Below are 14,517 nucleotides of genomic sequence, written 5' to 3'. Positions count from 1 at the left end.
ACGCGCCTGCGCTCCTCAGAAGCAGGGGTGCCGGCGGCGGTCCTGGCCGACATAGGCGGCTGCGCTCTGGTAGCAATGGTTGGTCGACGGGCCGTCGTACAAGGCGAACGTCCCTGGCGTGATGCCGGGCCCGTAATTGTGCAGATAGCTGATCGGGTAGGGCAATGGGTTCGCGTAGTGGCGGTGGTACCGGTGATGTCCCCGCGCCTCTGCGAGGCCGGGGGCAAGGATTGCGGCCGACAGGGCTGCAATCGCGGCTACAAGCTTCAACTTGCTCATCTCGAATCTCCGGAACCCGCACGAATAGGTCAGCCGTTTATAACCAGTTCGGGCGGCCGGAGCACCCGTCTGCCGCCCGAAAACCGGGGCCAATCCCGCAGATTCCCGGGTGGGTGTGACAGAATTGCCGGTTCTATGGTCCAGACCTGCCCATTTTTGGCCTTTTCGAGATGCTTAACGAATTCCCCACACAAGTGTGACCAAAGAGAATTAGCTCAAGACTCCTGTTGCCGGCTTTTTGGGGTCCATAGGCCGGTCCATTCCTGAAGGCTTTCGCCGTCACCTCGCCATGCGCATCACGCTTCTGAGCCTGCTGTTGCTCTCGGTCGTCGCCGCCACGCCGGCGCGCGCCGAACTGCACATCACCCGCGACCACGGCGGCTATGTCGAGGAGTACAAGGCCAAGTACAAGCGCGTCCGCGAGAAGGGCGAGCGCGTCATCATCGACGGCATCTGCAACTCGGCCTGCACCCTGGTGCTCGGCATCGTGCCGATGAACAAGATCTGCGTGACGCCGCGCGCCAGCCTCGGCTTCCACCAGGCCTACTACGACAAAGCCTTCACCTTCGGCATCAAGGTCACCAGCGCGGAGGGGACGTCCGACCTGATGGCCTATTACCCCGACACGGTGAAGGACTGGATCCGCCGCAATGGCGGGCTCACCACCGATATGAAAAAGATCAAGAACGGCGTCGAGCTCTGGAAGATCATCGATCCCTGTCCGGACGAATGGTGAGCGGCTGAGCAGCCGCTTCCGTCGCAGCGCAGCATCGTCTGAACGGAATTGGCCGAAATTCGCATTGCCGCATTGGCCCCCGGTGGGGCAATGAGGGCGGCAATGAACCAAAATCAAGAAGCCCTGACCGCCCGTGCCGCGCCGATCCTGTTCGTCCTGCTTTGGAGCACGGGCTTCATCGGCACCAAATACGTCGTCAACAATGCCGATCCCTTGACCTACCTCGCGATCCGCATGGCGTTCGTGGTCGGTCTGATGGCGATCATCGCCACCGTTGCGCGACCGAAATGGCCGGACCGTATCGGCATCGCGCACAGCGCGGTCGCGGGCATTCTCGTCCATGGCTTCTATCTCGGCGGCACCGCAATCGCGATCGCGCACTCGATTCCGGCCGGGCTCTCCGCGCTCATTCCGGGCCTTCAGCCGATCCTGACCTCGACCATCGCCAACCGCTGGCTCGGGGAGAAGGTGACGCCGGTGCAATGGGCGGGGCTCGTGCTTGGCCTCGGCGGCGTGGTGCTGATCCTGCACGGCCGTCCCATGACCGGCGAAGCCGGGCTCGGCTGGCTCGCCTCCGTGGTCTCGCTGATCAGCATCACCCTCGGCACGCTCTATCAGCGCCGCTACTGCAGCCACATCGACTGGCGGGCCGGCAATCTCGTGCAGTACGTGTCCGTCACGATCTTCTTCGCGATCGGCGCCTTCCTGTTCGAGGACCGCGTGGTGCACTGGACGCGCGAGTTCATGCTCGCGCTGGCCTGGCTCGCCGTGGCGCTCTCGATCGGGTCGATCGGGCTGCTGTACTGGCTGATCCGCCACGCCGCCGCCACGTCTGTTGCAAGCCTGTTCTATCTGGTGCCAGCCGTGACGGCGCTGATGGCTTATCTGCTGTTCGGAGAAAAGCTCGATGCGCTGGCGATCGCGGGCATGATGATGTGCGCGGCCGCGGTGTTCGTGGTCAACCGACGCTTCTAGGGCCGGTGGGCCGGATCGCCGGAATACATCCCTGACGTGCGCGGCAAGTTCGTGCTAAGGTCGGCGCATTTCAGTGCCCCTTTCACAGGTGATTTTCCATGAAGAAAGCGAGACGCGCATTGCTTGGCAGGTCGCTGAAGCCGGTCCGGATTGCCTGCCTCAACTACGCGGAGCCGATGATCAGCGGCCGCAAGATGGCCAGGCTCACAGCGGCGCTCCAGAAATGCTACGACAAGCACTTCCTGCCGGTGTGGGGCTATCCGGTCGACCTCTATGTCACCGAAAAGCCGAAGCCGGGCGACTGGCAGCTGGTCTATTTTGACAAGGCGCCCCACAAGAACATGCTCGGCCGCCATGAGCTGACGCATCGCCGCCAGCCGATCTCAAAGATCTTCGTCAAGGCGCTGGGCGACGAGCCGGTCAGCGTGGCAGCCTCGCACGAGCTGTTCGAGATGGTGCTCGATCCCATGGCCAATCTCTGGGCCGACAAAAACCCGAACACCCAATACGCCTATGAGGTCTGTGACGCCGTGGAAGAGGACACCTTCTTCGTGGCCGGCTTTGAGATGTCGAACTTCGTCTATCCGTCCTGGTTCGAACCGTTCAAGCACCGCCCGGGCACCAAGTTCGACCACAAGGGAACGCTGAAAGAGCCGTTCGCGATGACCAAGGGCGGCTACGTCATCAAGAAGGTCAACGGCAGGAAGGTGATCAAGGCGTTCGGCTCGCCCGAGAAGCGGCGGCGCTTCAACGCCGAGGACCGGCGAGGTCATCGCAGCGAATTCCGAGATCCGCAAGGCGTCCATCACCCGGGCCGGCGTGCAGCCAAGCGGCGAGGGTAGGGTATCCTGGAGCCGTCTCCGGGCGCGTCCACACCCGGAGACCTCGGCCTTTGCGATCAGCGCTTGGCCTTCTTGGCCTTCTTTTTCGACTTGGCAGCTTTCTTGGTGGCCTTCTTTGCCGTTTTCTTTGCTTTCTTGGCCGCCTTCTTCGACGACTTCTTTGCAGCTTTCTTCGAAGTCTTCTTGGCGGCCTTTTTCGAAGTTTTCTTCGCAGCCTTCTTGGCTTTCTTCTTGGAAGCCTTCTTCGGCGCTACTTTCTTTGCAGCCTTCTTGGCGGCTTTCCTGACCTTCTTCACCGCAGTGACAGCGGCGTCCTTGGTCGCTTCCACGGCGGTGGTGATCGTATCCATCGCCTGTTCAGTCATTGGCTTGTCGTCGTCCATATCGTCCCCCACGGTTTGCATGGAGCGATGACGATAGCGCGTTTCATAATTGTGTCAAAGCAACGCTCAACCTTTGCGGATCTTTGCGTAGGCGGCGAGCGCGCGCTCACGTCCCTTGGCATGATCGACGATCGGCTGCGGATAGCTCTTGCCGAGCGTGACGCCGGCGCTCGCAAGCTCGATCGGCGTGGCCGCCCAGGGCTGATGGATCAGCTTGGCCGGGACGTCGATCAGGAGGTGCTTGACCAGGAACGAGGCGACCACCTCGCACCCGGTTGTGCATCACGCCAGTGTGCCAGAGTTCGCGCAGGCCGGCGTCGACGATGGGATAGCCGGTGCGGCCACGCTGCCAGGCTGCGAGCGCCTTGGCGTCGGGCTTCCATGGGAAGCCATCGAAGTTTGCTTGCAGGTTTTCGGTGGCAAGGTTGGGATGGTCGTGCAGCAGGTGCCGGCAGAACTCACGCCAGCCAAGCTCGCTCAGGAACTTGTCGACGCCGGGACCGATCGCGGAGTTTTCCGCCGCGGCAAACCGCGCGGCGTGCCAGACCTGGCGCGGGCTGAGCTCGCCGAACCTCAAATGCGGTAACAGATGTGAGGTCCCCTCCCGGTCCGGGCGGTTGCAGCGACTGCTCCAGCCACCAGCGCGCCGCGGCGCCCGGCGCTCGCCCGGCCGCGTCATCGAGCACATAGAGGCAGATCACCGGCGCGCCGGTCGTCGCAGCGGCCTTGGCGGCAGCGTGGAGGGCGGGGTGATCGGACAGGCGGAGGTCATCGCGAAACCAGAGGATGATGGGCAGAGCGCTTGGCGTAGTCCTTAGCGTAGTTCTGGGCGTGGTCAGGGGTATCCTCGTTAACGATTTGGAAAGCATGTCGCGATGGGAACCGCGTTAATGCGGCCGTAAGCCGATTGCACGAATATGCAGGAATTACAGGAGTCATTCCATTCATGTACGGACGAGCAACGGCGAAGTTTCTGCCGCAATTCAAACTTGGCACCAAGGCGCTCCTGTGCGCGGTGCTGCTGATCGCCATGAATACGGCGCTCGTGGTCGGCGCCGGCTATTGGTCGCTCAGCTCCGCTTTCAATGATCGTGCGCTGCGCGATATCGAGGTGAGTTTGCGCACGCTGGCGCTGGCCTTTGCCGAAATCGTTCCCGACGCCAAGATCACGATGAAGGATGGCGCGGTCGTGCGCGCCGAGATTCCCAAGATGCCGGACTTCAGGGATCACGCCATCGTCGATCGCGCGGTGTCCTATGTCGGCGGCAACGCGACACTGTTCGTGTTCGACGAGGCGAGCGGGCAGTTCGTGCGGCGCTCGACCAACGTGAAGAAGGAAAATGGCGACCGCGCCGTCGGGACCCAGCTTGCCGCCGATCACCCGGCGCAGGCGCTGCTGCGTCGTGGCGAGGCCTACAAGGGCCCGGCCACCTTGTTCGGCAAGACCTTCATGACCGCCTATTTCCCGATCGCCGACGCCAGCGGCAAGGTCGCCGGCATCCTCTATGTCGGCATCCCGATGGCCCAATTCGAGAGCATGCTAGCCCACACCATCGAAAGCATGGCGGCCGCCGCCGGGCTCGCCGCGCTGCTGGTGCTGGTCCTGACCTTGCTGGTCGTCCGCCGTGTCACCAAGCCGCTCACCTCGGTGACGCGCTCGCTGACCGCGCTCGCCGAAGGGAAAAGCGACGTCGAGATCGATTGCGAGGATCGCGCCGACGAGATCGGCGAGATCGCCCGCACGGTCGCGGTGTTCAGGAGCAATTCGCAGGAGCGGGCGCGGATGCGCAGCGAGCAGGCGGCGGCTTCGGCTGCAGCCGCCGATCAGCGCAAATCCGACCTGCGCAATTTCGTCGAGGAGTTCCGTGGCGGTGTCGGCGGCATTCTCGACAAGGTGCTGACATCGTCAGGCGAATTCGAGCGGGCGGCGCGGCAGCTCACCGATACCGCGCGCTCCACCGCCGATCTGTCGGCGCGGTCGGCGGGAGCTTCCGAAAACGCCTCCGAGCACGTGCGTTCGGCGGCGTCGGCCTCGGACGAGCTGTCTCAATCGATTTCCGAAATCACCCGGCGGGTGCAGGAATCGAACGTCATTTCCGCCGAGGCCGTGCGGCAGGCAGAGGCGACCGATCAGCGAATCGCGCAGCTCTCCGAGGCTGGCGCGCGCATCGGCGATGTCGTCAAGCTGATCACCTCGATTGCCGAGCAGACCAACCTGCTGGCGCTGAACGCGACCATCGAGGCCGCGCGCGCGGGCGATGCCGGCCGCGGTTTTGCGGTGGTGGCCCAGGAGGTCAAGACGCTCGCCGGCCAGACCGCCAAGGCGACCGACGAGATCTCGAACCAGATCGCCAGCATGCAGCTTGCGACGGAGGAATCGGTTGTCGCCATCAAGGCGATCAGCCAGACCATCGAGCGCATCAGCGGCATCGCGGGCTCGATCTCGGCTGCGGTCGAGCAGCAGAAGAGCGCCACCCAAAACATCGTCGCCAGCGTTCGCGCGGCGGTATCGGGCACGGCCGATGTCGCCGTCAACGTCCGTCAGGCCGCCGAGGGTGCGAACGAGACGGGTGAGACGTCCAGCCGGATGTTTGCCTCCGCCCAGGCGTTGTCGGGCGAGAGCCTGCATCTGAAGGCCGAGGTCGAGGGCTTCCTCGAACGCGTACGCGCGGCGTAAGAGCCAACATCGTCATCCCGGGCGGCGCTGACGCATCGCCCGGAATGACAGTTCCGTTATTTCGGCTGCGGCACGATCCGGATGTAGGGCTTCGGCTCCTTCCAGCCCTGCGGGTAGATCGTCTTGGCCTCGTCATTGGAGACCGAGCCCGCGATGATGACGTCGTCACCCTGCGACCAGTCGGCCGGGGTCGCGACGCGGTGCTTGGCGGTGAGCTGGAGCGAGTCGATGACGCGGAGGATCTCCTGGAAGTTCCGGCCCGTCGTCATCGGATAGACCAGCACCAGCTTGATCTTCTTGTCCGGCCCGATGATGAAGACGTTGCGGACGGTCTGGTTGTCTGCGGCGGTGCGGGTGAGGGGATCGCCCGAGATCGCGGCCGGGAGCATGCCGTACAGCTTGGAGACGTTGTAATCGGTGTCGCCGATCATCGGATAGTTCGGGGCCGCGCCTTGCGTCTCCTTGATGTCCTCCGACCATTTGGCGTGGCGGTCGACCGGATCAACCGAGAGGCCCATCAGCTTGACGCCGCGCTTGTCGAATTCCGGCTTCAGCTTGGCGAGCGCGCCGAGCTCGGTCGTGCAAACCGGCGTGAAGTCCTTGGGATGCGAGAACAGCAGCGCCCAGCTATTGCCGATCCAGTCGTGGAACTTGATCTTCCCTTCGGTGGTCTCGGCTTCGAAGTCGGGGGCGGTGGCGCCGATCGGAAGTGTCATGGTTCTACCTCATGTTATTGAATTTACTTGCGAATTCATCTTGGACCGTGGTGACCATTATAGGGGCTCCACGATCCCAAGTGAACGCTAACTGAACTGCTTCAAGTAAAATGTGAATTCCTTCTTTGAAGGCCTGATTTCCTAGCACCTTTTTGTTACAGCCGCGCCTGCGGCGAAACATCTCCACCGGGGCTATACGGGCGCGATTGCCCCGAGAAAGCCTTTTATGACTTCCATCACGCTCGCCCGTCGCTTCCCAGAACCGAAATGGTCCTGACAGCGACCAATTGGCAACCATCTCAAAAAGTCGCGACCCCCGTACCGAATCATTAACCACCCCTTTACGCCGGCATGAAAATGCTGGCCGATCAGAAGAAATCTGGAAGTGAACTATGTCTGCCGCTGCGCATAAGTCTATTGAGTCGCCGTCCCTCGAACCGTCCTGCCTCGAACCGTCCTGCCGCGATACCTCGGCCCATGCACTGACCATCGTGCGCGACGGCGTGATCACGGGCGAAGGCCCGACCACCAAGGGAAGGGTCCATTTCTCCCGCTCGCTCGATGCCGATGACACCGCCTGGTGCGCCCGCATCCTGACCGCCACAGCCGTCAACGACCAGCCGATCAGCCGCACTGAGGCCGAAGTCCTGTTCGAGATCAACGAAGCCGCGACCGAGCGCACCGATGGCGGCCGGTTCGACGATTTGCTAGCCAAGGCGGTCGCCCATTATGCGGCGAGCGCCTCCGGCCTGAAGGTACCGCCGCGCAGCGTCGCGCTGTCGGCCGAGTCCGATATCGAGGGGTGGGCGCCGTCCTATGCCTCCAAGGTCAACAGCGAAATGCTGGAGTGGATCGCCGGCCAGATGCGCGGCAAACGCCACAACAACCGTCGCCTGATGGCGATGGTGGCGACCTTCCTGGGCGCCACCGCGCTGCCTCTGGCGGGCCAATTGCCGAACGTGTTCGACATCGGCATGTAAATTCTGCGCCTCTCACGAGGACGCATTTGAGCGGCGGGGTTATTTCCCCGCCGTTTTTTGTTTGCCGGTATCCGGCTCCAGCCCGAGCGTGCGGCCCGGGAAGCCGGCAGTGTCGAAATAGCGCTGGCTGCCGACGCGCTGGAAGTTCAGCACGGTCTGCAGGCCGTTCTCGGATTTCTTCGATTTCTCGACTCCCTTGTACGCCTTCGGCAAGATGCCGTTGGGCAGGGCCTCCGACATCACGCGGCCGACCAGACCGCCGTTCTGCGAACCGCGCAGGCCGAGGAGCTGGGCGGCCGTCATGCCGACGTCGGCATTGCTCACCGGGATCTCGCTGACATAGCCGGCTTTGAAGTCCGGGCCGATGGCGGCCATGAAGTTCATGGTGTCGCCGCGGCTGAAGCTGCCATGCATGCCCTGGCCCTGGCGCAGCACGGTGTCGGCGACCTGCACCGAGCAGTTGGTCGGCGCCTCGCCGCAATCGCTGGCATAGGAGCGGAAGTTGACGACGATCGCCGGCGTCGGCGTCGCCGCCTTGCCGCGCAGGTTGATGCTCGACAGCGGCAGCGTGCCCGGGAAGCGGCCGAGCGAGTCGTCGACGAACAGGCCGGAGACGTAGTCCTGCTCGAGCAGCGTCTTGACGGTCCTGGCCGCCAGCTTCTTGTCCTTGTTCGGCAGATAGATCAGGTCCGAGCCGCCATTAGTAGCGACGACGAGATCGGGCTTTTCCGGATCCTTGCCGAGCACGCCGTTGCCGGCCTTGGGATGCTTGTTGCCCTCGATCTTCGCATTCTTGTCGTTGGGATCGAACAGCGGCAGGTCGAGCGCCTTGGCGAGGTCGAGCGCCAGAAAGCCCATCGGCAAAAAGTCCTTTGGCGTGTCGTCATAGCTGACCTTGGCCGAGGGGCTGGTCTTGCTTTCCTTGGAGATGGTCGAGAAGCCATGGTCGGCCTGGACCATGATATTGGTGGTGGCGGCAAGGCCGAGCTCGTCCAGCGCCTTGCGGAGCTGGGCGAGGTTGTTGTCGGCATTCTTGATGCCGGCCATCGAGGTCGGCCCGTTGATGCCGGGCATGATCTGGTTGAGGCTGTCGCCGGTGTTGTGCTGACTGCCGTCGGGGTCGCGCGACCAGAACACCAGCACGAACGGCTTGTTGCGGGCCTTGAACATCGGCAGCACGACCTTGGCCGCGACGTCGGCGAAATAGGCCTGCTGCGCGACGTTGGCCACCGTGGTGCCGGGCGTCTTGGCATCGCCCGCCTTGGAGTTGTCGCCGCGCGGCGGCGTTGCGAGGGGCAGGCCGGCCTTGGTGAGAGCGGCCTTGACCTCGTCTGACAGCGCCACGCCATTTTTGCCGCCGGTGGCATCGTCGAACACGACCGAATGCAGGCCGGTCTTTTCGGGCTTGTCGGTGTGGTCGAACTGATAGGTCGGACCATGCTTGCCGAGCGCGGCGGTGCTGTAGCCCTTGTCGCGGGCCAGCTTCAGGATCGTGTCTTCATTGAGATAGTCGCCCTTGAAATGCTCGTCGATGTCGCCGAGCACGGCGTCATTCTCGATGAAGGGGACGACGGTGTCGCCGGCGGGCACCGAGGTGTAGTTGGTCCAGATCGTGTTGGAGAACACGCCGGTATCGCCGAGATAATGGCCGGTCGACATCGCCGAGCCGTTGGCCATGGTGAAGGTCGGGAACAGCGAGTGCGAATTCTTGAAATTGACGCCCTTGTCGCGGATTTCGGCCATTGCGGGGGCGGTCTCGGGTGTGACCTTCAGCGCCCGCAGGCCGTCCGGAATGAACAGGATCAGGTTACGGGGCGTGTTGTTCTCGGCGGAGGCAGATCCGGTCGAGAGTCCGGCGGACAACACTGTCAGTCCGGCTGACAGCAACACCAGTGAACGGCGCATCAAAATCTCTCCCTGCGAGGCGGCTTGGCCGCCAACCGCGGCCCCCGGCTTCGTTTAGTTTCGCTGCATGACGGTTTTGTTACAAGAGCGGAGCGGCATGCAAAGAAGGGGAGGGGCCCCGCTCTGCGCGGCGTCCGGGGCACGAGATCGCGGTGTCGGCAGGCAACTGCTTCAGCATCGTCATTGCGAGCGTAGCGAAGCAATCCAGAATCTTTCCGCGGCGGCAGACTGGATTGCTTCGCTGCGCTCGCAATGACGGAGTCTTTGGGTGGCAGCGTCACGCTTCCATTCACATTTTCGATCGCAGACGCACCTTCGCATCCTCGCGGCGCATTCGTCCGAGCTTTGCCTCGTCGCCTCACCCTCAAATGAAAGAGGGCGCAGGGAAGACCGGGTGCCGGCTGGCACCCGCGGTCCACTGTGCGAAATTGTCGTAAGAACATTGCACAGCGGCATACAGGTGAAGCCAAAACAACCGGCCTTCCCTGCGCAGTGGCTTTACGGCTTATGTCGTGCTCTCCCCGGGGAGCGATGCACTATTGCCCCCGTCGCCTTGCGGATGGCTGATGCGTCTGCCCGGTCGGGCAACCCACATCACCGCAACGCTTGACGCACAGACCCCGGGCGTCAGGACCACACGATTTCGCCGTACGCCGATCACACCGGTCGTGTGCGCGAGGCCTTCACTCACGGTTGCCCGCCCTGCGAAGCCCCTCGCGCCGATGTGACTAACGTCCACCGCCGTCCAGCCCGCGTTCGTGACGATCGCGATACGCCCTCTTCCTTGGGCCGGAGTGATAAATTTCTAACAAAAATCCGAATTCTAATAAAGAGAAATATTTTGTCGCCGGTCCGTTGACCCCGGACTTGGGTGTTTCGTCTGAGACGACGCAAGGGATTGTGGCCGGAGCGGTCAATCCGGTGCCGTCGGCACCGGCGTATTCTGCGCGACCGCCTTAGCCGGCGCTGCCGCCGTGGAATTGCGGCCGCCATTGGCCAGGTTGCGGCGAAGCGATGGCGGCGCCGCCTGCAGGGCAAAGATGATCGCGATCTGGGTCCGGTTCTGGAGACGGTATTTGCGCATGATGTTGCCGATATGCGCCCGCACCGTGTTCTCCGAGATTTTGAGCTCGTACGCAATGTTCTTGTTCTGCATTCCGCGTGCGATCAGCATCATCAGGTCCCGCTCGCGTGGCGTTGGTGTGATCGGATGTTTCGAATCCGGACTCATGACTGCTCCTCCGTGGCCTCTGGTCGACGCGAACACCCCAGCATGTTCTCACTCCGTCTTGAGTGCCTCGATCGGACTGAGCTTGGATGCCTTGTGGGCGGGATAAAAACCGAAGATCAGGCCGGTCGCGATCGAGAAGGCGAGGGCAAGGCCGATCGCCTGGCCATCAATCGAGGTGATCCATCCTGCCATGCGAGCGACCGTCATCGAGAGCGTGACGCCGGCACCGACGCCGATCGCCCCGCCGAGCAGGCAGAGCACGAGCGCCTCGCAGAGAAACTGAAGCCGGATGTCCCGCATCCGCCCGCCAAGCGCGCGGCGGATTCCGATTTCGCGCGTGCGCTCGGTGACCGACACGATCATGACATTCATGATGCTGATGCCGCCAACCAGCAGCGAGACCGAGGCGATGGCGACGAGCAGGAGCGCGACGGTGCGGATCGCTCCCTGCTGCGCTTCCATGGCGGCGGCCGGATCCTGGACCTTGAAGTCGTCCTCCTGGCCGGCGGGAATACGGTGCCGCTGCCGCAGCAGGTTTTCGATCTCCGTTCGCGCCCCCGCCATCTGTCCGTCCGCAGCCACCTTGGCGATGATGTAGGCGACCGAATCCCGGTTGATGTTGCTTGCGCTGCCGAGGAAGCGCAGCTTGGCGGTGGTGAGCGGCACGAAGGCAACGTCGTCCTGCGCCGGTCCCTTGCGATCGAGGACGCCGACCACTTCGAGCGGCACCTTCATGATCCTGATCTGTGCGCCGATCGGGTCCTCGCCGGGCGCGAACAGCTCATGCGCCACCGTGCTGCCGAGGATCACGACCTTGCCGGCGCCTGCCTCCTCGCTGCCGGAAAAATAGCGCCCGGTCGCAAGCTGCCAGTCGCGCACCATGAAGTGCCCGGTCGTCGTCCCGTTGATCGTCGTGTTCCAGTTCTTGCTCTCGTGAATGACCTGCGCCGTTCCTGCAATCGAACCGGCCGCGGCCTGGATCTCGGGGATCTGCTCGAGAATCGCCTGCACGTCGCTCTCGGTCATGGTCAGCTTGCTGCCATCCTTGAGACGCACGCCGCCCTGGTAGACCGCGCCGGGGTTGATCATCAGCACGTTGGCGCCGATCGAGCGAATCTGCTCCTGCAGGCGAAGCTGCGCGCCGGACCCGATCGCAAACACGGTCACGATGGAGGCAACGCCGATCACGATGCCGAGCATGGTGAGGATGCTGCGCAACGGATTGAGGCGCAAGGCGTGCAACGCGATCTGAAAGCCCTGGAGCATCGTCATGGCGCAGAACTCCGTTTCGGCAGGATCGGAGCCAGCGTTTCGTCAGCAACGAGCGCGCCGTCATGCAGGCGGATCGTGCGCCGGCACTGGGTCGCGATCCCAGGATCATGCGTGATCATCACGATGGTCTGGCCGGTCCGGTTGAGCGCGGCGAACAGGGCCAGTATCTCGGCGCCGGTACGGCTGTCGAGCGCGCCGGTCGGTTCGTCGGCGAGCACGATCAGCGGTGAGGCGATCAGGGCGCGCGCGATCGCGACGCGCTGCTGCTCACCGCCCGAGAGCTGCCGTGGGAAGTGGTGGGCCCGGTGCACCATGCCGACAGCCTCCAGGCTCTGCTCGGCGCGGGCCAGACGCTCCTTGCGGCTGATGCCGCAATAGACCAGCGGCAGCGCGACGTTCTCAATCGCATTGTGGCGCGCGAGCAGATTGTAGGACTGGAATACGAAGCCGATGCTGCGGGCGCGCAGGGACGACCGGTGGTCTTCCGAGAGATCGGCGACGTCGGCTCCCTCGAGATAGAGCGCACCCTCGCTCGGCAGGTCGAGCAGCCCGATCATGTTCATCAGCGTCGATTTTCCCGAGCCGGACGGTCCCATCACCGCGACGATCTCGCCTCGTTCGATGTCGAAGCTGACATTGCGCACCGCAGCCACCGCTACTCCGTCGGCGCGATAGGTCCTGGAGACCGACTGCAAGCTGATGAGGGGCTGGGGGGCCGTCATGATCCGAACCTGATGCCGAGAAACTCCATGCCGACCGGCCGGATGGCCTGACCCACGGCGACCTGGCTGCCCTCGACGAGGTCTCCGCTCCTGAGCGCGACCTGTTCGGTGCCGGCCGCGCCGACAGTCACGGGAATACGCCGGAGCGAGCCGCTTGCGGTGCGCGCCCACACCCCGCTGCGCGCCGCGGCATCCGGCTGCGTGCCGGAGGGCTGGAAGCGCAACGCGGCAAGCGGCACTTTCAGCACGTCATCCTGCCGCTCGATCACGATCTTCACCAGGGCCGTCATGCCGGGCAGCAACGCGCCGTCGAGATTGGAGGTCGCCAGGACGACGGTGTAGGTCACGACGTGCTGCTGGTTCTGCGGTGCCTTGCGCACCTGCCGCACCACCGCCTCGAAGCGGCGGTCCGGGTAGGCATCCACCGTGAAATGAGCGCGCTGGTCGGGCGCGATACGCCCGATATCGGCTTCGTCGACCTGGGCGTGAATTTCCATGTCCTCCAGTCGGTGCGCGACCACGAACGTGGTGCGCGATTCCAGTCCGACCGCAAGCGTCTGGCCCTCGTTGACGAACCTGCCAACGACGACGCCATCGATCGGCGAGCGGATCACGGTGCGGTCGAGATCGGCCTGGGCGGCAGCGAGAACGGCCGCCTTCTCCGGCACGGCCATTCGTGCCTGCTGCAATTCCGCCTCGATCCGGCGGATATCGGCCTGCGCGCCGTCGACTGAGTAGGCGTTCAGGGACATGAGGACTTCGGCTTCGCGCTCTTGGGCAAGCCTTGCGGTGAACTCCGTCTGGGCGTCATCCACCGCCGTTACCGCCACGACGTTTTGTGACTGTAGAGCCAGTTTGCGCTGCAAGGTCTTCTGCGCCGACGCCTTGACCGCCTGCGCGCTGTCGAGCTTGGCCACGAGGACGTCTCTGCTGCCCCTGGCGTTTTGCAGATCGATCCTGGCGCGGTCGAGCTTGGCCCGCTCGATGTCGACAAAAGAGTTCGCCACCGCCACCGCCGCCCTGGCTTCGTCGACCTTGGCCGCAAAGCTGCGCGGATCGATCAGGGCGAGCGGTTGATCCTTGGTGACGGTGTCGTTGAAATCGACATAGACCCGGGCGAGCTGCCCGGACAACTGGGAACCCACCTCGATCGTCTTGACCGGCTGCAGGGCGCCGGTGACGGTGATGGTCTGCTCGATGCTGCCGCGCTGGATCGAGGCATAGCGGAATACGGGGGCGTCCGATCCGAAGCTTCGTGCGTCCCGCCCGACGGGTTTGAGCAGCCGCTGGGTCGATTCATAGGCGCGGGCCGCCTTCTCCGCGGCGCTCCCGGCCGCGTCGCTGATCACGGCTGGCCGGGCGGCGTAGACCGCGGCGAGGCCACATGCAGTTCCGAGCAAGGCAATAACTGGCACAAATCGCATATCAAAAACCCGCCTCTTGAAATGGCATCGTTGGCGGCAAGGACAAATATCGCGCTATGGTTGTAAACGCGCTATGGTTGTAAACAGAAAACGCAGTCGATCGTCAGTGTGTCGCTGCTGTAGGGGCGACGGTCGGGCGCGCTTGATGATCCAGAAGTAAAGTCCGCGGGGTGCTGTCTTTCGTGACTTGCCGGAAATGCATACGGAGCGTATCGATATGACGCGCGCGGTATCGAACTCGACAAGCTGACTGAACGTCCCGTCTGTTCTGGCCGAAGCGGCCAGCGCTGGGCGTTCAAGTCGGCACGTGGGTGGCGACGCCATGACGCAGTCGGCGATACCGAAGTTCCGACGCCAGATCGTCGCATTCCCGGT

13 protein-coding genes and 2 pseudogenes are annotated in these 14,517 nt (G+C 63.6%); 5 read left to right on the top strand and 10 right to left on the bottom strand.

The features are described from left to right. Positions 1-15 precede the first annotated feature (15 nt). The gene (locus AC0L30_RS05295) at positions 16-279 is read right to left on the bottom strand and encodes a hypothetical protein (protein ID WP_007603106.1); all 264 of its coding nucleotides are present in this window, start codon (positions 277-279) and stop codon (positions 16-18) included. Between the two features lie 289 nt (positions 280-568). On the opposite strand from AC0L30_RS05295, the gene AC0L30_RS05290 reads away from it, so the two are divergent. The 3 genes from AC0L30_RS05290 (at position 569) to AC0L30_RS05280 (ending at position 2,832) form a co-directional block, all read left to right on the top strand. Further along, the gene (locus AC0L30_RS05290) at positions 569-1,015 is read left to right on the top strand and encodes a hypothetical protein (protein WP_007603109.1); all 447 of its coding nucleotides are present in this window, start codon (positions 569-571) and stop codon (positions 1,013-1,015) included. 102 nt (positions 1,016-1,117) lie between these two features. Next, positions 1,118-1,990, top strand: coding sequence for a DMT family transporter (locus AC0L30_RS05285; RefSeq protein WP_007603110.1), 873 nt, complete (start codon positions 1,118-1,120; stop codon positions 1,988-1,990). A 98-nt stretch (positions 1,991-2,088) separates the two neighbouring features. After that, positions 2,089-2,832, top strand: coding sequence for a hypothetical protein (locus tag AC0L30_RS05280; protein WP_473403936.1), 744 nt, complete (start codon positions 2,089-2,091; stop codon positions 2,830-2,832). Between the two features lie 56 nt (positions 2,833-2,888). On the opposite strand, the gene AC0L30_RS05275 is transcribed toward AC0L30_RS05280, so the two are convergent. From AC0L30_RS05275 to AC0L30_RS05265, 3 genes and pseudogenes are all read right to left on the bottom strand, one after another. Continuing rightward, positions 2,889-3,215: a hypothetical protein gene (locus AC0L30_RS05275; RefSeq protein ID WP_035994721.1), complete on the bottom strand. Its 327-nt coding sequence runs from the start codon at positions 3,213-3,215 to the stop codon at positions 2,889-2,891. A gap of 66 nt (positions 3,216-3,281) precedes the next feature. Continuing rightward, positions 3,282-3,885 (bottom strand): annotated as a pseudogene (locus AC0L30_RS05270) (FAD-binding domain-containing protein); the annotation flags it as partial. A gap of 7 nt (positions 3,886-3,892) precedes the next feature. Continuing rightward, positions 3,893-4,084, bottom strand: a pseudogene (locus AC0L30_RS05265) (deoxyribodipyrimidine photo-lyase); the annotation flags it as partial. 77 nt (positions 4,085-4,161) lie between these two features. Here AC0L30_RS05265 and AC0L30_RS05260 point away from each other — a divergent pair. Next, positions 4,162-5,892 carry a methyl-accepting chemotaxis protein gene (locus AC0L30_RS05260; RefSeq protein WP_007603113.1) on the top strand — a complete coding sequence of 577 codons (1,731 nt, stop codon included), beginning with the start codon at positions 4,162-4,164 and terminating at the stop codon, positions 5,890-5,892. 56 nt (positions 5,893-5,948) lie between these two features. Here AC0L30_RS05260 and AC0L30_RS05255 read toward each other — a convergent pair whose 3' ends face one another. Beyond that, positions 5,949-6,608: a peroxiredoxin gene (locus tag AC0L30_RS05255; protein ID WP_007603114.1), complete on the bottom strand. Its 660-nt coding sequence runs from the start codon at positions 6,606-6,608 to the stop codon at positions 5,949-5,951. 392 nt (positions 6,609-7,000) lie between these two features. Between AC0L30_RS05255 and AC0L30_RS05250 the strand changes: the two genes are divergently transcribed. Continuing rightward, positions 7,001-7,588, top strand: a complete 588-nt coding sequence (locus tag AC0L30_RS05250; protein ID WP_473403935.1) for a hypothetical protein — start codon at positions 7,001-7,003, stop codon at positions 7,586-7,588. Positions 7,589-7,627: 39 nt separating this feature from the next. Here AC0L30_RS05250 and AC0L30_RS05245 read toward each other — a convergent pair whose 3' ends face one another. The 5 genes from AC0L30_RS05245 to AC0L30_RS05225 form a co-directional block, all read right to left on the bottom strand. Next, positions 7,628-9,493, bottom strand: a complete 1,866-nt coding sequence (locus AC0L30_RS05245) for an alkaline phosphatase family protein (RefSeq protein WP_473403934.1) — start codon at positions 9,491-9,493, stop codon at positions 7,628-7,630. 913 nt (positions 9,494-10,406) lie between these two features. Then, a complete protein-coding gene (locus AC0L30_RS05240; protein ID WP_035994724.1) occupies positions 10,407-10,724 on the bottom strand; it encodes a response regulator transcription factor in 318 nt (105 codons plus the stop codon). 48 nt (positions 10,725-10,772) lie between these two features. Continuing rightward, positions 10,773-11,996 (bottom strand): ABC transporter permease, encoded by a 1,224-nt coding sequence (locus AC0L30_RS05235; RefSeq protein WP_106944263.1) that lies wholly within the window; start codon positions 11,994-11,996, stop codon positions 10,773-10,775. Beyond that, complete coding sequence (locus AC0L30_RS05230; RefSeq protein ID WP_354128528.1) at positions 11,993-12,718, bottom strand: ABC transporter ATP-binding protein; 726 nt, start codon at positions 12,716-12,718, stop codon at positions 11,993-11,995. Before AC0L30_RS05230 ends, AC0L30_RS05235 begins: the two co-directional genes overlap by 4 nt. Continuing rightward, positions 12,715-14,142, bottom strand: coding sequence for an efflux RND transporter periplasmic adaptor subunit (locus tag AC0L30_RS05225; RefSeq protein ID WP_473403933.1), 1,428 nt, complete (start codon positions 14,140-14,142; stop codon positions 12,715-12,717). Before AC0L30_RS05225 ends, AC0L30_RS05230 begins: the two co-directional genes overlap by 4 nt. Positions 14,143-14,517: the final 375 nt, after the last annotated feature.

It is taken from the genome of Bradyrhizobium sp. MI1.11 (assembly GCF_055811255.1).
Note: the sequence above shows the minus strand (reverse complement) of the source record. Positions and strands in the feature narration are given on the sequence as shown.